The sequence below is a fragment of the Microtetraspora malaysiensis genome (genome assembly GCF_050947145.1).
GTDB classification, from domain to species: Bacteria; Actinomycetota; Actinomycetes; order Streptosporangiales; family Streptosporangiaceae; genus Microtetraspora_A; species Microtetraspora_A malaysiensis.
The window spans coordinates 3,628,423-3,650,083 of sequence record NZ_CP191998.1 but is presented as its reverse complement, the minus strand read 5'-3'; the positions used below and the strand labels follow the sequence as shown (position 1 = coordinate 3,650,083).

Annotated in this window: 15 protein-coding genes and 1 pseudogene; 8 read left to right on the top strand and 8 right to left on the bottom strand. The window is 70.4% G+C overall.

Annotated elements, in window-relative coordinates; translation table 11 throughout:
* The first annotated feature begins 54 nt into the window (after window positions 1–54).
* Entirely contained in the window at window positions 55–1,659 is a 1,605-nt protein-coding gene (locus tag ACQP1V_RS17175) for an FAD-dependent oxidoreductase (RefSeq protein WP_433424035.1), read from the top strand.
* 41 nt (window positions 1,660–1,700) lie between these two features.
* Here the strand turns inward: ACQP1V_RS17175 and ACQP1V_RS17170 are convergent, their stop codons facing one another.
* Complete coding sequence (locus ACQP1V_RS17170; protein ID WP_433424032.1) at window positions 1,701–2,915, bottom strand: hypothetical protein; 1,215 nt, start codon at window positions 2,913–2,915, stop codon at window positions 1,701–1,703.
* 11 nt (window positions 2,916–2,926) lie between these two features.
* Window positions 2,927–5,731 (bottom strand): ATP-binding protein, encoded by a 2,805-nt coding sequence (locus ACQP1V_RS17165; RefSeq protein WP_433424030.1) that lies wholly within the window; start codon window positions 5,729–5,731, stop codon window positions 2,927–2,929.
* A gap of 191 nt (window positions 5,732–5,922) precedes the next feature.
* Here ACQP1V_RS17165 and ACQP1V_RS17160 point away from each other — a divergent pair, with 191 nt between their 5' ends.
* Both ACQP1V_RS17160 and ACQP1V_RS17155 read left to right on the top strand, forming a co-directional pair.
* On the top strand, window positions 5,923–6,279 hold the full coding sequence (locus tag ACQP1V_RS17160; RefSeq protein WP_433424027.1) for a VOC family protein: 357 nt from the start codon (window positions 5,923–5,925) through the stop codon (window positions 6,277–6,279).
* A gap of 79 nt (window positions 6,280–6,358) precedes the next feature.
* Window positions 6,359–6,970, top strand: a complete 612-nt coding sequence (locus tag ACQP1V_RS17155) for a glyoxalase (RefSeq protein WP_433424024.1) — start codon at window positions 6,359–6,361, stop codon at window positions 6,968–6,970.
* 143 nt (window positions 6,971–7,113) lie between these two features.
* Here the strand turns inward: ACQP1V_RS17155 and ACQP1V_RS17150 are convergent, their stop codons facing one another.
* A complete protein-coding gene (locus ACQP1V_RS17150; protein WP_433424021.1) occupies window positions 7,114–7,932 on the bottom strand; it encodes a MerR family transcriptional regulator in 819 nt (272 codons plus the stop codon).
* A 212-nt stretch (window positions 7,933–8,144) separates the two neighbouring features.
* Window positions 8,145–8,990, bottom strand: a complete 846-nt coding sequence (locus tag ACQP1V_RS17145; RefSeq protein WP_387418470.1) for a M55 family metallopeptidase — start codon at window positions 8,988–8,990, stop codon at window positions 8,145–8,147.
* Between the two features lie 251 nt (window positions 8,991–9,241).
* Here ACQP1V_RS17145 and ACQP1V_RS17140 point away from each other — a divergent pair, with 251 nt between their 5' ends.
* The 3 genes from ACQP1V_RS17140 (at window position 9,242) to ACQP1V_RS17130 (ending at window position 11,213) form a co-directional block, all read left to right on the top strand.
* Window positions 9,242–9,838 (top strand): 3'-5' exonuclease, encoded by a 597-nt coding sequence (locus ACQP1V_RS17140; protein WP_433424018.1) that lies wholly within the window; start codon window positions 9,242–9,244, stop codon window positions 9,836–9,838.
* A gap of 104 nt (window positions 9,839–9,942) precedes the next feature.
* Entirely contained in the window at window positions 9,943–10,542 is a 600-nt protein-coding gene (locus ACQP1V_RS17135) for a TetR/AcrR family transcriptional regulator (protein ID WP_433424015.1), read from the top strand.
* On the top strand, window positions 10,539–11,213 hold the full coding sequence (locus ACQP1V_RS17130; protein WP_433424012.1) for a molybdopterin-dependent oxidoreductase: 675 nt from the start codon (window positions 10,539–10,541) through the stop codon (window positions 11,211–11,213). The genes ACQP1V_RS17135 and ACQP1V_RS17130 overlap by 4 nt, the downstream gene beginning before the upstream one ends.
* A 202-nt stretch (window positions 11,214–11,415) precedes the next feature.
* Here the strand turns inward: ACQP1V_RS17130 and ACQP1V_RS17125 are convergent, their stop codons facing one another.
* A complete protein-coding gene (locus ACQP1V_RS17125) occupies window positions 11,416–12,198 on the bottom strand; it encodes a PIG-L family deacetylase (protein WP_433424009.1) in 783 nt (260 codons plus the stop codon).
* A 116-nt stretch (window positions 12,199–12,314) separates the two neighbouring features.
* On the opposite strand from ACQP1V_RS17125, the pseudogene ACQP1V_RS17120 reads away from it, so the two are divergent.
* Window positions 12,315–12,446: pseudogene (locus ACQP1V_RS17120) on the top strand (helix-turn-helix domain-containing protein); the annotation flags it as partial.
* A 47-nt stretch (window positions 12,447–12,493) separates the two neighbouring features.
* Here ACQP1V_RS17120 and ACQP1V_RS17115 read toward each other — a convergent pair.
* On the bottom strand, window positions 12,494–13,033 hold the full coding sequence (locus ACQP1V_RS17115; RefSeq protein WP_387418475.1) for a GNAT family N-acetyltransferase: 540 nt from the start codon (window positions 13,031–13,033) through the stop codon (window positions 12,494–12,496).
* An 850-nt stretch (window positions 13,034–13,883) separates the two neighbouring features.
* Here ACQP1V_RS17115 and ACQP1V_RS17110 point away from each other — a divergent pair.
* Window positions 13,884–14,804 (top strand): hypothetical protein, encoded by a 921-nt coding sequence (locus tag ACQP1V_RS17110; protein WP_433424005.1) that lies wholly within the window; start codon window positions 13,884–13,886, stop codon window positions 14,802–14,804.
* 101 nt (window positions 14,805–14,905) lie between these two features.
* Here the strand turns inward: ACQP1V_RS17110 and ACQP1V_RS17105 are convergent, their stop codons facing one another.
* Together ACQP1V_RS17105 and ACQP1V_RS17100 are read right to left on the bottom strand one after the other, a co-directional pair.
* On the bottom strand, window positions 14,906–15,289 hold the full coding sequence (locus tag ACQP1V_RS17105) for a hypothetical protein (RefSeq protein ID WP_157570708.1): 384 nt from the start codon (window positions 15,287–15,289) through the stop codon (window positions 14,906–14,908).
* Between the two features lie 7 nt (window positions 15,290–15,296).
* Window positions 15,297–21,596: an RHS repeat domain-containing protein gene (locus ACQP1V_RS17100; RefSeq protein ID WP_433424002.1), complete on the bottom strand. Its 6,300-nt coding sequence runs from the start codon at window positions 21,594–21,596 to the stop codon at window positions 15,297–15,299.
* Window positions 21,597–21,661: the final 65 nt, after the last annotated feature.

Below are 21,661 nucleotides of genomic sequence, written 5' to 3'. Positions count from 1 at the left end.
CGTCCGGCAGGCGAGAGAGCACCGTATGGAACCACGAGCGAGAGGAGTCCCACGGTGGACGAGACGTACGACGTGGTCGTGGTGGGCGGCGGCGCGGCCGGACTCAGCGGCGCCCTGGCGCTGGCCCGGGCGCGGCGGTCGGTGCTGGTGGTCGACGAGGGACGGCCGCGCAACGCGCCCGCCGGCCACGTGCACAACTACCTGGGCCGGGAGGGCACGCCGCCCGCCGAGCTGGCGGCGGCCGGGCGGGACGAGGTGACCCGGTACGGCGGGCAGATCGTCAGCGGGCGGGCCGAGACCGCCGCGAAGGACGGCGACGGCTTCCTGGTGACGCTGGACGACGCGCGCCACGTGCGGGCGCGGCGGCTCCTGGTGACCACCGGCCTCGTGGACGAGCTGCCGGACGTGCCGGGGCTGGCCGAGCGCTGGGGTCGCGACGTGCTGCACTGCCCGTACTGCCACGGATGGGAGGTCCGCGACCGGCGCATCGGCGTCCTGGCGACCGGGCCACTGGCCTGGCACCAGGCGGAGATGTGGCGGCAGTGGAGCCCGGACGTGCTGGTCCTGCTGCACCACGCCCCGCCGCCGGACGCGGAGCGGGCCGAGCGGCTGGCGGCGCGCGGGATCGTCGTCGTGGACGGTCCGGTCGCGGGGGTGGAGACGGACGGCGACACGCTCACCGGCGTACGGCTGGCCTCGGGCGAGGTCGTCGCGCTCGACGCGGTGGTGGTCGCGTCGCGGCTGTCCGCCCGCGCCGACGTGCTGGAGTCGCTCGGGCTGAAAACGGTCGAGGTGGAGATCGGCGGCCACGTCGTCGGCACCCGGGTCCCCGCCGACCCGACCGGGGCCACCGCCGTGCCCGGCGTGTGGGTGGCGGGCAACGTGGCCGACGTACAGGCTCAGGTGATCGCGTCCGCCACCGCGGGCCTGACGGCCGGCGCCGCGATCAACGCCGACCTCGTCGCCGAGGACACCCGCGACGCCGTCGAGGCGTACCGGGACCAGGCGCGGACGATGTTCGAGCGGGACGCCTGGGAGGAGCGCTACCGCGCCCGCCCGGCACTGTGGAGTGGCCGCCCCAACCCGCAGCTCGTCGCCGACGCCGCCGAGCTCACCCCCGGACGTGCGCTGGACGTCGGCTGCGGCGAGGGCGCCGACGCGATCTGGCTCGCCGAACGCGGGTGGCGCGTCACTGCGGCCGACATCTCCACCACCGCGCTTGAGCGGGCCGCCGCGCACGCCGCCGCCGCGGGCGCGGGGATCGCCGACCGCGTCACGTGGACGCACGCCGACCTGCGCGACCAGCCGCCCGCCGAGGGCGCGTACGACCTGGTGTCGGCGCAGTTCATGCACCTGCCCGGCGACGCGCGGCGGGACCTGTACGCGCGGCTGGCCGCCGCGGTCGCCCCCGGCGGGACCCTGCTGATCGTCGGGCACCACCCGTCCGACCTCTGGACCACCGCCCGCCGGGGGGTGTTCCCGGACGCGATGTTCACCGGCGAGGAGATCGCCTCCGAGCTGGACCCCACCGCGTGGCAGGTGCTGGCGGCCGAGAGCCGCCCGCGCCCGGTGACGGACCCGCAAGGGCGGCCCATCACCGTCCACGACGCCGTCCTGGTCGCGCGCCGCTCGCTCGGCACCCAGGCGCCCGTCGCCTGACCCGGCCGTGGTCCCCGGTGCGAGGGCCGGGCAGGCGGCGCCTACTCTCGCGCCGGGATCGCGGCCAGGTTGAGGACGTCGTAGTCGTCGCCCTGCTTCGCGTCCCAGAAGAAGACCGCGGTGGGCGACGACGAGGCGCCCTGCCCGTACGAGCCCGACCTGCCGTCCGGGCTGGGCGCCGTGATCCCGCCCGCCTTCCCCGTGGCGAGGTCGTAGATCATGCTCGTCGTGTCCCGGTACACCTCGACGAAGCGGCCACCGTAGACCTCCGGCTCGGTCATGGTCCACGGCACACGGCTCAGGTCCAAACCGTCAACGCGCATGGCGACGGCTCCCCCGCCCTGGCGGCCGACGCACCACTCCGTGGAGCAGCGCAGACCGGTGACGTCCGGCAGCGGGATCATGTTCTGCCGCACGCCGCTGCGCAGGTCGGCCAGCACGTTCTGGTTGGTGTCCGGCAGCCCCGTCTCGATGTCGCTCGCCGCCGGAACGTTGCGGGCCCACGGCCACGACGCCAGCCACAACCCGTCCGTTTCCGGCATCTTCTCCGGCTTGCCGCCGCCGATCGGCATGCGGTACACGCCGCCGGCCTCGGGCGACCAGACGACGTGGTCCCCGCTCACCCCGAAGCGGTCGATCCCCGCGAGCTCGCCGGTCACCTCGCCGACCCGGATCGGATCCCCGCCCTGGCGGGGGGCCACCCAGAAGTCCACCCAGCTCCGCGGCTCTTTCGGCCTCCTGCCGTACCACGCGATGTAGTCCTCGCCCACCTCCACGCCCCCTTGGACGTATCCGTCGGCTCCGGGAACCAACGTGACGAGGGTCCGGCTCCGGCCCGTCTTCATGTCGTAGACGTCGAACCGCTTCGGCTCCTCGAACGACGGCCCGGCGGTGAGGAGGATCTCGGTGGGTCCGAGCGCGGTGACCGGCCGATAGCCGAGTCCGTCCGCGGACGTCTTCGGGAGCGACGCGACCGCCTCCGGCCACACCGTCCGCGCGTCCCGGACCCGCCCGTCCCGGACCCGCTCATCGGCGGCGCCGGCCGTCCGCTCCGCCGTACCGGGCGTCACCGACCCCGTGCTCCGCCCGGGAACGTCGGTACGGTGGCCGGCGCGGACGACGGCGATGGCACCCGACGCGACGGCCACGACACCGATCACGACCAGGGCCACCCGTCCGCGCGTCCCGATTCCACGGCGCCGGGCGCGAGCGTCGCCGAGGCCGGCCGGTCCGCCCGGGTCCTGTTCCGTTCCCATGCTTCCTCCCGTCACGACCGCCCCGTGGTCGTCATCGATGTCGGGGCAGGGGCCATCGGGGCGAGGCCGAGATCGGCCAGCGCGGCCGCGCCACGGTCGGCGTGGTCGCCGCCGGCGAGCACCAGGGTGCGCAGCGACTGATAGCGGCAGCCGGCGGTGTCAAACGCGGCTACCGTGGCGAGCAACCGCTCGTGATCATTGTCCAGCAGCGCTTGGGCCCGCTCCACAATGGCGGTGGCGACAGGGTTGCCGGCCACGACGGTCCGAGCCTCGGCCACCCGGTCGCGAGCGCCGGGGCTCCCGGCGAGCACGGCGGCTTCGGCGCGCAGCGCCACATACCAGTGAAGCCAGATCCAGGTGACCCATTTCCACACCTGCCTGGGCTCGGGGGCCATCCGCTCCAGCGCCTCCGGCGCCTCCCCGTGGTGCAGGAAGAGGATCGCGTCGAAGATCGCCCCGTAGCCATAGGTATGCTCCGGCGGGGTGCCGAGCTGATCCAGGACCTCCTGCCATTCGCGCCGGGCGTCATGGTCGTCGCGGAGGCCGTGGATCATCGCCACCGCGGCCACCGCCGGGCAGAGGATCGAGCGGGCGGGGCTGCCTGCCCGCCGCCACGCATCGAGGAACCGGACGCTACCGGTGAGCACCTCGTCGACGTTGCCCGCCAGCGCGTCAACCATCAGCAGCCGGCACGTAGCGCGGTGACCGACCTCCGCCAGCGAAGGATGGTCGGCCAGTTGGCGTGCCCATCGGCGGGCGCCCAGCACGTCCCCTGCTCCGAGACCGGCCTCGGTGACTATACCGAGCGCGTCGATCAGCTCGTGGGTGCCGGCCGGCGAGATCGGCAGGGATGACAGGAGCGTGATCCGGCGCCGGGCCGTGGCCGCGGTGGCGAACGTGTCGCCGGCCCAGCTCTGAGCTCCGGTGAGCGCGTCGAGCGCGGCCGACTCGGCGAGCGGGTCGCCGGTCCGGCGGGCGAGCTCGACCGCCCGCTCAGCGCGCGCGATCGTCTCCGGTACGGCGTTGCCGGGCGGGCCCTGGGCGGCGCCGAACGCGTCGGTGAGCACCGCGGCCTCGGCCAGTGCCACCGCGGTCTGCGCGGCCGGATCGTCGCCCACCAACTCCCGCGCCTCGGTGATCAGCGCGAGCGCTTCCTCCCGGGGCGGGATCCGCACGAACGTGGTCGAGAACCGGAACGCGACAGTGGCGGCGGTCGTCAGGTCGGCGGCGGCGCCGGAGCTGTCGCCGGAGCTGCGGGCGGCGTCCGCGGCCGCGCGGCGAAGGCGGTACATGTCATCACCGACCGTCCGGCAGCCGGCCACGGCCGCGGCCTGCCGGAGCATCGACGCGCTTGCTGCGGGGTCGGTCGCGAGCGCGGCCGCCTGCTCATAGCGCCGCTGGGACTCGCCGGTCAGGTGACGGGTGAAGGTCAGCTCCGCCAGGTGCCGGGCGAGATCGTACGCGTCCGTGCGCTGTTCCGGCTGTTCGGCCGCCCACGCCAGGGCCGCGCGGAGGTCGTCCGCCACCCGGTCGAACCGAGCCCGCCAGTCCTGGCGTGCCACCGCCAGGCCGGCGGCCTTGGCCAGGCACCAGCGAAGGTGCCGGGAGCGAGCGTCGACCAGCTCACCGGCCTCGGCGAGCCGCTCCGTGCCGTACTGGCGGATGGTCTCCAGCGCCCGGTACTCCGTACCGCCCGGGGACGCCGTCACCACCAGCAGGCTCTGTTCGGCGAGCCGGGCCAGTCCCTCGGCGACAATGCCTTCCTCTGATCCGGCCACCTCCACGGCCGCAGCAGCGGTGAACGGCGCCACGAACACCGACACCCGGCGCAGCAGCGCCCGGTCGGCCGGCTCCAGCAGCGCGTGGCTCCAGTCCAGCGCCGCCCGCACCGAACGGTGCCGCTCATCCGCGCGGGAGCCACCGGTGAGCATCCGGAGCGGGTGGGACAGGGCGGCGGTGATGCCATCGAGCCCGAGCGTGGGATACCGGGCAGCGGCCAGCTCGATCGCCAGCGCCATCCCGTCCAGCCGCGCACAGATCGCGGCGATCTGGTCGCGCAGTGGCGGATCCAGCGGCCAGCCGACCGCCGCCGCCCGCTCCATGAACAACGCGACCGCGTCCGACTCGCCGTCGACGGACAGCGACAGCGGCAGGACCGGATACACCCGTTCGAACGGCACCATCAGCCGGGCCCGGCTGGTCGCCAGCACCGTCGACCGAGGGCACGTCGCCAGCAGCCGCTCGAGAAACAGCGCCACCCCGTCCACCACGTGCTCACAGTTGTCCAGCACCAGCAACGCCTGGCGGTCGGCCAGCGCGGCGACCACGGACTCGGTCATGTCGCGGCCGGGCTGCTCACCCAGGCCGAGCGCCCCGGCGACCGCGGTCGCGATCATCCCCGGATCGGTGACCGGGACAAGGTCGACGAACCACACCCCGTCGGAGTACTCGCCGGCCGCTTCCGTGGCCGCCGCCAACGCGAGCCGGGTCTTGCCCACTCCGCCGGGACCGACCGCGGTCACCTGGCGATGTGCCTTGATCATCTCGGTCAGCTCGGCTCGCTCGCTCACCCGGCCGATGAACGAGGTCAGCGGGGCGGGCAGAACCGGCGCCGGGTGAGACGGACCGGCGCCGGCCGGCTCGGGCGCACGCTGGGCGAGCGCCCGCCGATCCGGCACCTCCAGCTTGCGCAGCAGCGAGGAGACGTGGCTCTCCACGGTACGCACCGAGATGCACAGCCGCGCCGCGATCTCGGCGTTGCTGAGATGGGCCCCGACCTGTTCCAGCACCTCGGCTTCCCGAGGCGAGATCTCCATTCCTGCCACCATTGCCCCATTTTGACGCAACCGCCTCCGCACTCCCTTCCGTAGTGGCCACCGTGCGCAATCCGTGCCGTCGATCCGTGAACGGTTCCGTGGCCGCCACGGATGTGGAGTGGACAGGTCGGAAGAGAAGCTGTGACTACGAACACGGCGGGTCGAAATGGCCCATGACTACAGGAGTGACCATGACCGGCTCTTCCACCCAGGGAATCAAGACCGTGCTGCATCCCGTGTCCGACCTGGCGAAGGCCAAGGCGGTGTACGCGGCCCTGCTCGGTGTCCCGCCGCAGACCGACTCGCCCTACTACGTCGGCTTCGAGACCGAAGGTCAGCACATCGGGCTGGTGCCGGACGGTGGACCGCAGGGCATGGTCTCGCCTGTGGCCTACTGGCACGTACCGGACATCGAGGCGAAGCTGGCCGAGGTGACCGCCGCGGGGGCCACCGTGAAGGAGGCCGCGCACGATGTCGGTGGCGGCCGCCTGGTGGCCACCGTCATCGACCCCGATGGCAACGTCCTCGGGTTGCTGCAGGACCGGTGAGCGTCGGCCTGCCCCTGCCCGATCCGCCGCGTACCGGCCCCTGACAAGACGACGAACCCCCTCGCGCAAAGGACCTGCCATGACCTCCTTCGAATCTGTCACCCTGGAAGTCCCCGACTCCGCGGCCGCGGACGCCTTTTACAAAGCCTTCGGTTTGGACGCTTACGTGAACGTACGCGCCTCGGATGCGCCGACGACCGGCTTCCGTGGGTTCGCGCTGTCACTCGTGGTGTCCCAGCCGGGCAACGTCGACGCGCTCATCAGCGCCGCCCTCGACGCCGGCGCCACGACGCTGAAGCCGGCCACGAAGGGGTTCTGGGGCTACGGCGGCGTTGTACGCGCCCCGGACGGGACGATCTGCAAGGTCGCGACCTCGAAGAAGAAGGACACCGGCCCTGCCACCCGGCACATCGACCAGGTCGCGCTCCTCTTGGGAGTGGAGGACGTCAAGGCGAGCAAGCGGTTCTACGTCGACCGCGGCCTGGCCGTGGCGAAGAGCTTCGGCGGCAAGTATGTCGAGTTCGACACTCCGTCGTCGGCCGTCACGCTGGCGCTCTACCCGCGCCGCGCCCTCGCCAAGGACACCGGCGTCTCCCAGGAGGGCGCCGGATCGCACCGGATCGTGATCGGCGGCGGTGCGGGGCCCTTCACCGACCCGGACGGGTTCGCATGGGAGACCACATCCGTCTGATGCAGGCGGTGCGACGTCGACAGCATCATCACGCGGGTACAGGCCGGTGCCGCCAACGGCGTTCGCAACCGCGCGGGCGACTCAACAAGCCGGCGGTGGATCTCCGGGCATGCGTCATGCCACGGAGATCCACGGGTCGACCGCTATCCGCGGCGCGTCACCGCTTCCTGCAGCTCGGTCACCCAGGTCGACGGATCGCCGTCCCCGTACTTCAGGTACACCTCGCGAGCGATGCCGTGGCTGCGGTAGCCGTTGTCCTCGATCCACCGGGCGAGCCGCTGGAAGGTGGCGTCCACGTTCTCCATCGGCCCGTGGTGGACGATGACGGCCGCCTGCTCGATCGCCGGCACGTCGACGACGTCGAAGCCGTGGCTCTCGCCCTTCTCGATGTTCACCGGGGCTCCGGCATGAACGCGTACGCCCTCGGGGACCTGCTCGTAGTAGGCGATCGACGGGCCGACGATCGCGATCCCGGCCTGGTCGAGCCGCCTGCACAGCTCGACGTACAGAGGCTGGACCACCGGGCCGATCTTGTCGGACTCGTAGCTCTCGGCGATGCCGCTGAGCTCGGCGAGACGAACCGCGGGAGTGCTCTTGATGATGACGTCTGCGGGCATGCCGCCCTCCGTTTCGATGGCTCGGAGCCTCGCCTCCACCCTGGCCAGCCGCGCCGTGTCGTCGGCCACCTGAGCCGCCAGTTCCGCGCGACGTAGCCGCAACATGCCGTGCAGCTCCTCCGTGCCGACCTTCTCCTGGAGGATCTGCCCCACCTGCTGCAGGCTGAGGCCGAGATCCTTGAGGGCGATGAGCCGGTGGAGGCGGGACAGCTGTCCCGCCTCGTAGTAGCGGTAGCCCGTGTCCTGATCGACCCGGGCCGGCCGGAGCAGGCCGAGAGCGTCGTAGTGCCGCAGCATCCGCACGGACACCCGGCCGAGGCGGGCGAAATCTCCGATGATGAACATGACGGCTCCGGTCTACGGCCTGACACGGTGTGAGGGTCAACTGCGCCGGGGAACCCCGAATGCGACCCCCATCCTCTCAGGGAGGGGCCGGGCAGTGTGCCCCCACCGACGTCAGGCGTCCTCGCCCGCCCCGCTTCGCCGGGCCTTCGCTCCGATCCTCGCTCCCTTCCGCTCCGGTCCCTCGATCCGGGCGAACCTTGCCGGTCCCGGCGCTAACGGCGGCTGAACAGGGCCATCCGGCTGATCATGGCCTCGGCGGCGAAGTGGTAACAGAGCGTGACGCAGCCCAGAACCTCGCGGGGCGTGGCGAAGGTGGCGGCGAGCGTCTTGTCGGCGATCCTGCGCACGCCGGGGATCTGCGCCCCCATCTCGGCCGCGGGCGTGCTCGGCATGTCGATCTCCAGCTCCAGGGTCTCGGGCAGCTGGAGCGGCGCCAGCTCCCCGGCCCCCCGTACGGTCTCCGCCGCCGCCTCCCGGATCAGCCGCCTGGCCTCGGCCGGGGAGAGGCTGTCCGCGGCGGTGTGCCCGTGCGCGATCTTGACGGCGACCGTGCGCACGCCGGGGAAGGCCTTCTCCGCGACACCGCAGATGACGTCGTCACCGGTGAGCAACCCCACCGGAACGCCGACCGCGGCCGCCTGCAACGCGTTGACCTCGGCCTCCGACACCTGCCGGCCGTTCAGTCGTACCTCATAGAAGTGCGAGGAGTAGGTGTGGGCGAGCACGCCGGGCGAGCCGGCGGCGGCGTGGTAGCCGAGGAACATGGCCACGTCGTGCTCGGCCGAGATGCCCTCGGCCATGCAGTCCAGCTTGGGACTGCCGAAGATCAGCCGGGCCCGCGGGTCGAGTTCGTCGTGCAGCAGGTTGTCCATGGTGCCGTGGCTGTCGTTGATCAGCACGCTGTCGGCTCCGGCCTCGAACGCGCCCTCGATGGCGGCGTTGGCCTCGGCGGTCATCAGCCGCTGCGATCGCGGATACCCGTGGCCGCCGCGGACGATCTGGTCCATGGTGGCGATGCCGCCCACGCCCTCCATGTCGATGGAGATGTAGACCCGCACTGGCTACTCCTTGCCTCGTCCTTGGCCGTCGTTCACAGGGTGTCACCCCGGAGGGACGGCAGGCTTTGGCGTCGAGACCGAAGCTGAGTGCCCGCCTTGGGTGTCCCGCACAGCCCGGGGGCAGCGTCCTCGGCGGGCGGCGGCCGCCACACCCGTGGGGTGCTTCCCCCGACCCGACCGGCCCGGCACCGTGGAGCCCAGCCCGCAGCAGCACCCAGACGATCGGCCGACAACCCCGCGAGGACGCACCCATGGACTTCGGCACCTGGCCCCACCTACTCGTCGTCGATGTGGAGGGCAACGGGGCCACCCCGCCCGACCTCGTCGAGGTCGCCGCCGTCCCCATCGCCGCCGGACGGCCGGTTCCGGAGTCGGCATGTCGCACCCTGGTCCGGCCGCCCCGGCCCATCACCCGGTTCGCCACCCGCGTCCACCGCATCACCAACCAGGACGTGGCGGGCGCCCCCTCTTGGGAGGAGGTCGCCCCCGCCGTCCACGCACACCTCCGGCACACGTGGATCGCCGCTCACAACGCCGGCGTCGACTACAACGTGCTACGCCGCCACCTACCCGGCTGGAAGCCCGCGGGGATCATCGACACCCTGCGCCTGGCCCGCGCCACCTATCCGGCCGCCCCGCGGTACACGCTGGACGCCTTGCTCGCCTACGCCGCCATCCCGCTGACCGGCGTCGACGGCCGCCGCCACCGGGCGGGATTCGACGCGCACGCCACCGCGCTGCTCCTGCTCGACCTCGCCCGCCACTACCCCTCGTGGGACGCCCTCACCGCGGCGGCCGTCCCGCCGGGCCGCGCCTCTCCACGCCACGAGGAACCAACCTTGTGGTGACACTCTCGCGATAGCTGCCCGAGCGCTACCGGCCCGCGCACCCCAAGGGCCATACCGTACCGTATGGTATGTTCGAAGCAGGACGAAAGCGACGGGACGTGCACATGGCGCGCAGGCAGGACTGGCTTGAGGCGGGGCTCACGGTGCTGAGCGAGAAGGGGGCGCCCGCGCTGACGATCGAGCGGCTTTGCGGACGGCTCGATCTCACGAAGGGCTCCTTCTACCACCACTTCGCGGGCATGACGGGGTTCAAGACGGGGCTTCTCGCGCACTTCGCGGCGGAGTACACCACCCGCTACATCGACCAGGTGGAACGTTCGGGCGGCTCTCCCCTCGCCAGGCTGGAGCGCCTCCTCACCCTGGTCCTGGCCGAGGAGGACGAACGCTCCCGTGTGGAGATCGCCGTACGGGCCTGGGCGGCGCAGGACGGCGAGGTCCGGGCCACGCAGGAACGCGTGGACGCTCTGCGCCTGGACTACCTGCGGGCGTTGTGGCGGGAGACCGGCGGCGCCGAGGCCGACGCCGTACCCATGGCGCGCCTGCTCTACCTGGTGCTGATCGGCGCGGGTCAGGTGGTCCCGCCGGTGGCGGCGGGCGACCTGCGCGAGGTGTACGAGATGACCATGCGCCTGGCACCGGACAGCGGGACGAGAAACCGCGGCCGGGCGGCGGGCGCCGCGGCGACGCCGGAGGCGGACTCGTGAGCGGTCTGCCTCGTGGCCAGTCACCGGCTCCGCTGCGGAGGTTCGGCCTGCCCCGGTTCGCCGGAGTGCGCCCGGAGGTGCCTGCCCGGCCGGTGCTGTCGGTGTCGGGCGTGGTACGAAGGCCGATCCAGATCGACCTCGCCGAGTTGCTCGCCCTGCCGGGCCGCCGGGAGCAGGTCGGCGACCTGCACTGCGTGACGACCTGGAGCGCGACCGGTCTGCGCTGGGGCGGCGTCCCGTTCAGGGCGGTGCACGAGGCGCTCGCGGCACGGGTGCGTCCGCATCCGAGGTGCGCCTGGGTGAACTTCACGGGGCTGGACGGCTACCGGAGCTGTCTGGCGCTGGCCGACGCGCTCGCCGAGGACGTCCTGCTCGCGGACACTCTCGACGGCATGCCGTTGACCGAGGATCAGGGAGCTCCGGCGCGTCTGGTCGCGCCCGCGCACTACGGCTACAAAAGCGTCCGGCATGTGTGCGCGGTGGAGTACCGGCTGAGCTACGACCCCGGGTCGGCGGGCCCGCTGGGCCACCGCAGGGGCCGGGTCGAGAGGGAGGAACGCAGCGTACTGCTCCCGGGCTGGATCTGGCGGCGGGTCTGGCGCGGGCTCCTCCCCCGCGTGCGCCGCCGTTACGACGGCGACGTCTCCGACCAGGGATCCGCCGGCGTCTGACACAGGATCCACGTTCCCAGCGGACCGGCACGCAGGCGGCCTCTCAGCGCGGGTCGCCGCCCCACTGCTCGCCCGGCGTCCGTTCCATCGCGGCTCAGCTGAATCGCAGCCGGCACAGGCCCCCACCGCTGACCAGCAACTCGCCCTCAGCCGGCCGCGACTGCTGTCCTGACTTGCCGAATCCGGTCGACGACCGTCATCCTCACCCGCGGTGGGCCCCCCTTGGGGGCGAAAGGGTGGTTTCGGGGTCCCCGGTGTAGACGACGCGCCGGTACCACTCGTTCGACAGCATCTGGGCACGGGCCCGCTCCGGCAGCGTGGTCAACAGAGTCATCGACGCGCCGCGCTCGACCTCGGACTCGTGCGCCTGCATCGCCGCCCATTTGCGGTCGGCCCAGGGTGTCACGTCGAGGTGGGTGGTGACCTGGTCATCAGGGACGCCCGGCAGCGTCTGTCCCGGATCGGGGGCGGCTCCGAAGACCTCCTGCCAGTGAGACACGACAACGGAGCGCGGGATGGTCGCCAGGTAGAGAGCGCGTGGTCGCCAGGGGGCGCCGGCGTCGGGGTAGAGCTGGTCGTAACCAGCCGCTTCGACCGCGGCCATCGTGACCCGATGCGCGTGGATGTGGTCGGGGTGCCCGTAGCTGCCGTACCCGTCGAAGGTGAGCACGACATCGGGTCTGACGTCCCTGATGTGTTCGACCAGTCGTCCCACCGCCTCGTCGAGCGGCACGTCCAGGAAGCGCGGGCTGCCAGGTGCGGACTCGGGCTTGTGCGCGTCGGCGTAGCCCAGCAACCTCGGCTTGTCGGCGCCGAGGATGGCGAGGGAGCGCTCCAGCTCACCGGCCCGGCGGGTGCCCTCCGCCCACGTGCAGGTCACAACCGCGGTCCTGGCACCCTCGGCGGCGTACCTGGCCAGGGTCCCCCCTGTCCAGATCGCCTCGTCGTCCGGGTGGGCATGTACGCACAGCAAACCGAAGTCCACTACGGTCTCCCCATCATCAATGGCCGCCGATCGCAGCGCCGGCAACCCATTGCCTGTTGATGATCCACAGTGCCAGAGCCACCGGGTTGCCGCGGCGGATCCTGTTGCCCTGCCGCTCTTTTCGCTATCGGCGCGCGATGATGGTGCCGGCCTCGGACGGTGGGAACCGTGTTCCGGTGATTGCCCAGCTGGTGCAGGCTGACGAGGACACGGTGCGGGATGTGATCCACCGGTTCAACGAGATCGGACGCCCCGTCGCCGCCGCAGCCTGATCAAACGACCCCAGCGGAGAGCGTCAGATCCTCGCACTACGGGCGATGCGGTACAGCACGTTCGGACGCAGTGGCCCTTCGGGCTCGGTGGGGTCGTCGAAGTCGTCGGCCGGGTCCCGGGTCATGCCGATCCGGCGCATCACCGCCTGGGAACGAAGGTTGGTGGCCGTTGTGACAGCGAGGATCTCAGGAAGCTCAAGAGCGTCAAAGCCGTGAGCCAGGACTGTCAGCGCAGCCTCGGTAGCGTAGCCCTGGCCCCAGGCCGAGCGGGCGAGCCGCCAGCCGATCTCCACTCCTGTGAACGGCATGTAGTCGTCCACTTCATCCAAGCCTGCGAAGCCGATGAACTCGCCCGTGGCTTCCACCTCAACCGCCCACCACCCGTAGCCTCGCTGGTCGAACTCGGCCTGAAACTGCGACACGGAGGCATCGCTCTGTTCGCGGGTAAGCAGGTCGCCCAAGTGCTCCCGGACCTCGGGATCGGCATTCATCGCCGCCCACGGTTCAAGGTCGGAGTCACGCCATCGGCGCAAGATGAGGCGATCGGTACGCAGTTCGGCCATGCTGCCCAGCCAACATGAGCTCTGGCCCCGAGGCAATCGGTTTTTCCTCGTGACACCGCCACCCGGAAACACAGGTCGCTCCCAGGGTGAACGAAGCGACCGCCGACCCGGCGAACCTATGCGGTCAGAGCACTGGACGAATGGGTTTGCGTGGCCCAGCGCCTCGAGACGGGCGGGTTCCGACTCGACCCGCGTGGCGCCGACCACCACGCGACACTTCTCCAAGCTGTTCCTGATTGTGACCGGCGCATTCTCCGGAAATCATGCGGAGAGAATCGCGCGAACGGTCATTTCCGTGCAGCGATGAATTAACGACGCGGGTCTGTCAGTGCGACCAGACCGTGCTCGGTTGAACGAGCGTCACCGATGCGCTTTCTTCCTCCTCGGCCCCTCGCCGACGAGGACGCCGCAGGGAGTGCCCTCGCTGGGTCTGTCCAGTTCGGCCTCACGAACGGCCTGCATAGCTCCGGTTGATCATTCCGATCCGCACGGATGAGAACGTTTGGCGAGACAGGTGGTTATCAATACGTGGGCGAGGCCATCGTCCCGCCCAGAACGGCGCGGAACCGCGGTGACGCATCGGAGCCCCGAATTCTGTTTCCGAACAGAGGTAATCAGCCCCAATCGACCCCTTTGCCTGTTACGGGTGTCCGGCCCGGCGTGACGCGCTCTACCGTGAGGACAGGTCAATACGCCGTTTCGGCGCCTTCCCGGGAGACCGATTCGACGCTCCGTCAATCAGTAGTGACTGAGACCAGGCCGAGCATCCAGCAGGTCCGGTGTCACGTGAGACACAGCCCCGCGCATGAGCGGGAGCGTGGAACCTTCACCACCTCACGGAGTGATCTTCATGCTCAGACAAGCTCTCGCCGCCGGCGTAATGGTGGCCTCCGCCCTCACCGTTCCGATGGCCATCTCCTCCCAGCCCGCGAACGCGGCCGTCACCCCCTCTGCGATCGCCGCGTCGAACGTCACGAGCTCCATGCTCAGCTGCTGGTCAGGAAACGCCTGCGGGACCCGGCACTACCGTCATACGAAGACTCGGGCCGTCCGCAAGGTGATCGTCCAGGAGCGCCTCTACGTCGAGAAGCCGAAGTACCGCAGGACCTACGTCAAGGAAGTCCGCGTCGCCAGGCATCACCGGATGCACCGGGCGTACGTCAAGGAAGTCCGCGTCGCCAGGCATCACCGGATGCACCGGGCGTACGTCGAGCAAGTCCGCGTCACCAGGCACCCCCGGATGCACCGGGCGTACGTCGAGCAAGTCCGCGTCACCAAGTACCCGCGTATGCGACGCGCATACGTCGAACGCCCGATGTACGTCCACCGCCCCACACTCCACAGGGCCTACGTCAAGGAGATCCGCGTCGCCAGGCATCACCGGATGCACCGGGCGTACATCGAGCAAGTCCGCGTCACCAGGCACCCCCGGATGCACCGGGCGTACGTCAAGGAAGTCCGCGTCACCAAGTACCCGCGTATGCGACGCGCATACGTCGAACGCCCGATGTACGTCCACCGCCCCACACTCCACAGGGCCTACGTCAAGGAAATCCGCGTCACCAGGCATCACCGGATGCACCGGGCGTACATCGAGCAAGTCCGCGTCACCAGGCACCCCCGGATGCACCGGGCGTACGTCAAGGAAGTCCGCGTCACCAAGTACCCGCGGATGCGACGCGCGTTCATCGAGCGCACGACATACGTCCAGCACGCCGTACCCCGCAAGTACGTCATGAAGCGGGCGCACAAGACCTGGTCGTGCAAGTAGTCCGCAGGTCTGAAGTGCCGGTGCCGCTTACGTAGAATCCCGCCGGAAGTGCGGACGCCCGCTCACTCTCGCAGGAGGGTGAGCGGGCGTTTTCGGATGCCTCAGCTGTCGCGCCGGGTCTCCGCTTCGACCAGCCAGCTCGGTTTCGCGCGGCGCGGCGGGCGATACAGCCGCTTCACCGCGATCCCGCCGAACACCAGCGAGGCGAAGATGAACAGGGCCATGAGGGCGTCGATCGTCTCGTCCCCCGAGACCCAGGTGTAGGCGAACATGATCGCCCACATGGACATCATGATCGCACCGGGTAGCTGGGCGAAGGGCAGGTTGCGCCACTCCTTCGCGTTGTCCTCGTCGAAGTAGCGGGACGCCCAGGAGCTCTCCGGGCCGCTGCGGACGAACCGGACATGGTTGACGAACCCGATGATTGCCAGCAGGGCGGTGACGAGTACCGCCCACACCGGCGCGTGCGGGTAACCCACCGCCACGCTGCTCTCATCCAAAGAGATGGTGCCATCCCTTCTTGATTCCGGAGCCGATCGACTTGCCGACGCTGATCGCCGGGCCGCGCAGCTTGTCGTAGCCTGCGACCAGCGTGTCGCCCGCCAGGCCGCCGACCAGTCCGCCTATGTAGGCACCCGCGGCTCCGCAGACTGCGGCGAGCACGACACCGGGGCTGCAGGCGGCTGCCCCGATACTAGCCCCGGCGTAGGAGCCGCCGGCTACGGCCGCTCCACGGATCCCCGCCCGGACGGCCTTCTCGCCGGTGTTGATGTCCTTGCCCGAGTCGTTGTTCCACTGGGTGGCGGCGCCGTCGACGAAGGTCGCCGCCACGCCGAACCTGCCGAGCCACTTGCCGGCCTTGCCCAGCCGGCTACCCCACTTGATCCCGCGGGCTTCCACCCTGTTCGCCTTGGCGTCGTACCAGGAGCTCAAGCCCTTCCAGAGCCACTTGGTCAGCCAGTTGCCCTCCGGATAACTGACGGATTTGAGCTTGTAGAGGCCGGCCATGACGCGGCCGCTTTCCTTGACGTTCTCCCCCCACGTGCCCAGGGCGTCGGCGGGGCCGCCGAGCCCGTACGCGAGCCAGCCGAGCGCGGTGAACTTGCGTGGGTCGACGCTGCTGAGCGCGTTGCTCTTCACTGTGGAGCCGAAGCTCGGGCTCTGACGATGCGGCGCACTCCAGCCACCACCGCTGTGGCCGCCACCACCGCCGCCGCCACCGCCGTGGCCGCCACCGCCACCGCCGCGGCCGCCGCCGCCACTGGGTTTGCTGAGGAGGGCCAGCAGGAGCGCCAGCAGCGCCAGCAGGAGCGCCAACGGGTTGCCCCAGAACCTGCCGTCGGGGTCGCTGAAGGTGATCGGGTTGTTGTTGGCGTAGGCATACCCGTTCATCTGCTGCGGATCATGGTTGTCGATCACCGGGTCGACACTGATGAACCTGCCGGTCGCCGGGTCGTACTCGCGCGCCCCCAGGTGGGTGAGCCCGGTCGATTCGTCGACGCTGCCGCCGACGAAACCCTTCTCTCCGGGCCAGGCCCCCGGTGGCGCGCCGCGCAACTGCCCGAACGGCTTGAAGCGCCGCTGGGTGACCTGCTGGGTGGTCGCGTTGATCGCCAGTTCGGCCGTGCCGTTCTGGTCGTCGGCCAGGAAGCTGACGCCCTTGGTGGTGCGCACCGCCACCGCGACGGTGTCGTGGGTGTAGTAGCGGGTGGCCTCGACCTTCGCGGTGGTCTTGTCCAGTCGCAGCTCCATGCCCGGCAGGTAGAGCGTGGTACCGGTCGGGTCGCGGCGGATCAGCCGGGTCCCGTCGGCGTCGTAGAGGAAGGAGGTGACCTTTCCGCCGTCGGTGACCTTGCTGAGGTGGCCCTCGGTGTCCCATTCGAGCACCTGGTCGACCGCGCCGATCTTCCTTCTGTCGGTGTTGCCCACGTCGTCGTAGCCGTACTCCTCGACGCGGTTACCGGCGGCGCCGGTCTGGGTGACCGTGGCCAGGGCGTGCGGCCTGGGCTGCCCCGCCGCCGGGTAGCTGTAGTCCCGGACGGTGTCGGCGGCGCCGCCGACACCGTGCTCGACCTCCTTGGTGCGGTTGCCCGTCACGTCGTAGGCGAAGGACTGCCAGTACGGTGCGACGCCGCCGATCGAGCCGGGGGTGGCCCCGCACGCGGCGGTGCCCTGCGTCCACGCCTCGGTCATCCTGCGCAGGTAGTCGTACTGGAAACACTGGGTGTCCGTGCCTCCCCGGGACACGTCGGAGATCATCGTGATGTTGCCGGCCGCGTCATAGGCGTACGTGGCGTCGCGGTCGACTCCGGCGATGTCCTCGCGGTCGACCCGTGAGGAGTGCAGGCGCTGCGTGCCGTACTCGTAGGCGTACGTCAGCCACGTCTTCTTGCCGCCACTCGACAGCTCGTACTGCTCGGGCTTGCCGGTGAGGCTGTGGATCGAGGCCGTCACGTACGGCGTGAGGCCCGAGGTTGTGGTGGGCCTGCGCAGCTCGTCGTAGGAGTAGACGACGGTCTCGGCGGGCAGCCCGCCCGCGGCGGGGTACGAGGCCGACTGGACAGTGCCGTCCAGTTTGTACTGCGAGTTGAACTCGTAGCTGCCCGCCAGGTCCCCCTCGACGGCCGGGACGGTCACCGTGGTCCGGATCGCCCGGTACAGGTTGTCGTAGGCGTTGACCGTGGTCGTGTATGCCTGGCCGCCGACGAACCGTGTCGAGGTGGAAACCTGCCCCTTGCGTACGGTGTCGTAGGTCCAGGAGGCCTGGATCGGCCCGGTCTCGGAGCCCTCGCGGGTCGCGGTCTTGCGGCCGAGCGCGTCGTAGCTCGTGAAGATCTTCTTGCCGCGGGAGTCCGTGGTGGACGTCACGCGGTCCAGGTCGTCATAGGTGGTCTTCGTGGTGCCCTTGTCGGGGTCGTCCACCTGGATCTCGCGGCCCCGCTGGTCGTAGGCGTGGGTCCAGGTGTTGCCCGCCGCGTCCTTGACGGTCGCCAGCCGGCCCGCGGGCGTGTAGGTGTAGGTGGTCGCGTCGTAGGCACCGGTCGGTGAGTCGCCCCGATACTGGCGGATCTCGACGATCCGGTCCCGTGCGTCGGTCAGCGTGGTCACCGGGGTGTCGCCCTTCGGCGGGTCCACGGTGACCCGGCCGCCCGAGTAGGTGGTGACGGTGCGCCACTTCTCCTGGGTGTCGCCGTTCCCGATCAGGAACCGCTCCAGCGTGGCCCGGTTTCGGCCGTCGAACTCGTAGACCTTCTGCGACTCGACGTTGCCGTCGTACGCGCCGAACAGGGTCGTCGAGGGCGCTCCCGTCGAGTAGTACTGTCCGTACTCGCGGCCGACGTTGCCGCGGGAGTCGTAGAACTTGTCGGTGATCAGCCGCCCGCCCTTCGGGCCCGGTTCCTGCGTCTGGCGCAGGCGTAACCGCCCGTCGTAGAGCTCGTACGTGGGGGCGGTCTGGCCGCCGTCCGCGGTCAGCTTCCTGGTGCCGATGGCGATGATCTCCCCGTCGACGACCCGGTAGCTGAACTCCAGGTTGGGGGTCTGCTTGCCGGACTTGGATCTGTCCGGCATCCACACCTTGAGCAGCCTGCCGAGCGCGTCGTACTCCATGTCGGTGCGCTTGAGGTTGGCGTCCAGTTTGACGGTCTCGAACCCGAACGCCGGATCCTTGTCCACCACGGTCACGTGCGAGGTGGTCGCGTCGCCCGGCACGGTCGGCGGGCTCGTCGTGCGCACCTGGGTGGTCAGCCCCGCCGTGTCGGTGAACGCGGTGGTGGTCACGTTGCCGAGGGCGTCCTTGGTGGTCACCTCGCGGCCGAAGCCGTCGTAGGTCGAGATCTCCTTGGGTACGTAGGTGGCGGTGGTGCCGTTGTGGGACGCGATCCGTTCGGTCCTGGTGACGTCCCCCTTGGTCGGGGCCGCTCCGAACGCGCCGTTGTCGTAGAAGGTCCGCTCGTCGTCGATGACCTGCTTGGACCGGTCAGGCGTGGCCGAGCAGGCGACCGCCACCGTCTCCACCCTGGACGGATATTTCAGCATCCATGCGGTGGTGTTCTGGACGTAGGTGGTCCGGGTGCAGGTGTCGTCCGCGGTCGTGGACAGGTCGCCCTTGTCCTCGACCTGGGTGGGCAGGCCCGCCACGTTCTCGTGGCTCGTCACCGTCTCGGTCTCGCGCCATTTGCCGCCGTCCATCGCGGTCCATGTGTGGGTCTTGGCGACGTCGACGAGGTTGGCGGTGACGGTTCCCCAGCTCCTGGTCCGGCTGGCGGTCTGGTGGAACCAGGGCGTGTTGACGGTCTTGACCGCCGCCGTGCCGCCCGTGTCCTCGTACAGGGTCTCCTTCAGCTGGAAGCCCTGTAACGGGTCCTGGTCGACGACGCTGCCGCCCTCGCCGTCCGAGATCGTGACCTTCTTGACGCCGCCGCTCGGGTTCAGGCGGTCACCGTCCATGCCGCGCAGGAACAGCTTCTCGGTCTGGGAGCGCAGGTCACCGATGCCGCCGGTCCGCACCCGGACCCGCCCGTAACCGCGCCACTGCGACCAGGTCTTGTACTTCTCCTTGGTCATCCCGTCATCGTCGTCGTAGTGCCAGGCGGCGCCGTCGAGGTACTCGTAGGTGGTCAACGCGTCCGGCGCCTTGCCGGTCCGGTCGCTCTGTATCACCTGGGCGACGACGTACTTGTGGAACCAGTCGAGTGTCGGGTTCTCGTATCCGGCCGGCGTCCATTTGACCGGGAAGCAGCGCTTGGTGTTGGTCTCCGGCGTCGGCAGCGAGTTCAGGGTGCAGTCGGCGTCGGAGTAGTTGATGTCGATCTGCCCGCCCGACTCGTCATAGACCGCCCCGAGCCGGTACTTGATGAACGGCGCGATGTCGTCGCCCTGCTTGTCGACCCGGTTGGGGAGCTGGACATGGTTGAAGGTCACCGGCGGCAGCGCGACGGCGGGTGACGTGGCCTTGCCCGTATGCGTGATGGACTTGAGCAGCAGGGCCTGGTCGATGTCGGCGTCGCCCCACAGGTGGTCGAGGTCCCAGGAGTCGACGTCCCGGTAGCTGCCGTCGGTCTTCACGACCTGCGTGGTGACCCTGGTCAGCCGCTTGCGCGACCAGAACGTGGGCGCCAGGGTGCCGTGCGTGCCCTTGCACTCGGCGCCGTCCTCGCAGTTCAGGTCGTAGGGGACGTCCGGCCACTTCGTCGGGTTGGCGGCGATCTTGCTGGGGTCGCAGTCGAACGAGCTGGTGGTCAGGCAGCGCTCCGACACGGTGAAGGACACCCGGGCCGACGCCTTGGCCGTGAACAGCGTGTCCGACCGCTGGCCGTACTCGATCCGGTCCAGCCAGCCCCCGCGCACGTACGGGGTGCCGTCCGCGGCCTTGAGGTTGCGGCCGTAGCGGTTTCGCTCCTGCGTGTAGAAGTAGGAGATCGCGTTTCCGTGCGGGTCGACGACGTAGTCGAGGTTCCACTGGTACGCCTGCTGGCACCAGGAGGTGGCGAAGGTGGAGCCGTGACAGGGTTCGCCAGCGTCATTGCCGAAGACCGGGTGCGTCCAGGCGGAGGCGGTCTCCGGCTTGCCCGAGCTCCACCCGGGCAGCCGGTTCAGTCCGAAGAAGTACTGCACACCGTCCGGCGTGGTCAGCTTCCAGTACTCCCCGTCGTCGTCGCCGTTGGCCTTGCCGGTGTCCTTGAGCCGCTCGATCTTGGTGCCGTCGTCGTTCTTCATCCGCCAGGTGCCGTCGGACGCCTGGACCAGCTCGCCACCCCTGCCGTTCCAGCTGAGCACGGCGTTGTCGTAGGCCCAGCACTGGTCGCCCGGCGGGGTGCCCCACTGATCCTTGGGGGCGCCGTCGTCGGAGCAGGGCTTGTAGGCGCGCTTGATGTACCCGGGCCAGTAGTCGAAGCCCTCGCCCACCCAGGACGGCTGGTTGTTGGTGTTGGACGTGCGGCCGTCGATGGAACCGGAGGAGTAGCCGATCTCCAGCTTGGGGGCCAGCTCGCCGGGGACGGGGGGCGTGCGCAGCGGGTAGACCCAGGAGAAGTCGCCCGACTGCTCGGCGACGCTCCAGGTGGCCGAGGGGGACAGCTTCGACGCCTTGTAGTCGCCCTTGTCGCTGGAGTCGCCCGATTCGGCGGCGAGCACGGTCGGCTCCGCCGCCGCGACCTTCGCCGTGGCATCCGCCAGGATGTCGGCCGAGAGCGTCTCCTGCTCGGTGTTGTTGTGCGCCTCGATGGGCGTCGTCGTACGGCAGGCCGGGTCATCCGGGGTGGTCAGCGCGCAGGCGGGCAACCTGACCAGGCGCAGGCGGCTTCCGTACGAGCCGCCGTAGGCGGCGGCGAACGATCCGTAGTCGAGCTGGACGCCGACGTCGCCGTCCGCGGTGACGGCGAAGACCACGCCGTCCACGCCCGCACGCTTCGCGAGCGCCTGGTCGGCGACCTGGACCGTGGCGGTGGTGGCCGTCGACGCCGCGCGCGAAGTGGCCCGGGCAGGGGCCGCCACCTTGACCGGCAGGTCACCCGCCCTGGTCGGCTGGGTGCCGACCTTGGCCTCGGCCCGGCCGGCGGCGGGCCAGGCGGCGCTGGTCTTGGCCGACCGGCCCGCCGGGTCGGGGGTGCGCGGCCGTCCCTTGACCGGCTCTCCCTTGACCACACGTTCCAGACTGTCGACCTTGGGCCGTTCCTTGGGCGGCCCGGTCTGGGCCGATGCCGGCGGTGCCACCAGGCAGCCCGCGACGGTGATCAGCACCGTGGCCGCGGCGACTCGCCGTCTGAGACGGCGGTTGGCGAACCCCTTCATGCACAACCTCCCGCCCGGCCGCCTCGTCTGGGCGGCCGGGGGCTAGTTCGGAATTCGGAGTCGTG

Coding starts and splice junctions, on each gene's coding strand:
- ACQP1V_RS17160 (WP_433424027.1), top strand. CDS start 5,923: ATGACCGGCTCTTCCACCCAGGGAATCAAGACCGTGCTGCATCCCGTG.
- ACQP1V_RS17150 (WP_433424021.1), bottom strand. CDS start 7,932: ATGTTCATCATCGGAGATTTCGCCCGCCTCGGCCGGGTGTCCGTGCGG.
- ACQP1V_RS17140 (WP_433424018.1), top strand. CDS start 9,242: ATGGACTTCGGCACCTGGCCCCACCTACTCGTCGTCGATGTGGAGGGC.
- ACQP1V_RS17165 (WP_433424030.1), bottom strand. CDS start 5,731: ATGGAGATCTCGCCTCGGGAAGCCGAGGTGCTGGAACAGGTCGGGGCC.
- ACQP1V_RS17135 (WP_433424015.1), top strand. CDS start 9,943: ATGGCGCGCAGGCAGGACTGGCTTGAGGCGGGGCTCACGGTGCTGAGC.
- ACQP1V_RS17170 (WP_433424032.1), bottom strand. CDS start 2,915: ATGGGAACGGAACAGGACCCGGGCGGACCGGCCGGCCTCGGCGACGCT.
- ACQP1V_RS17115 (WP_387418475.1), bottom strand. CDS start 13,033: ATGGCCGAACTGCGTACCGATCGCCTCATCTTGCGCCGATGGCGTGAC.
- ACQP1V_RS17110 (WP_433424005.1), top strand. CDS start 13,884: ATGCTCAGACAAGCTCTCGCCGCCGGCGTAATGGTGGCCTCCGCCCTC.
- ACQP1V_RS17100 (WP_433424002.1), bottom strand. CDS start 21,596: ATGAAGGGGTTCGCCAACCGCCGTCTCAGACGGCGAGTCGCCGCGGCC.
- ACQP1V_RS17155 (WP_433424024.1), top strand. CDS start 6,359: ATGACCTCCTTCGAATCTGTCACCCTGGAAGTCCCCGACTCCGCGGCC.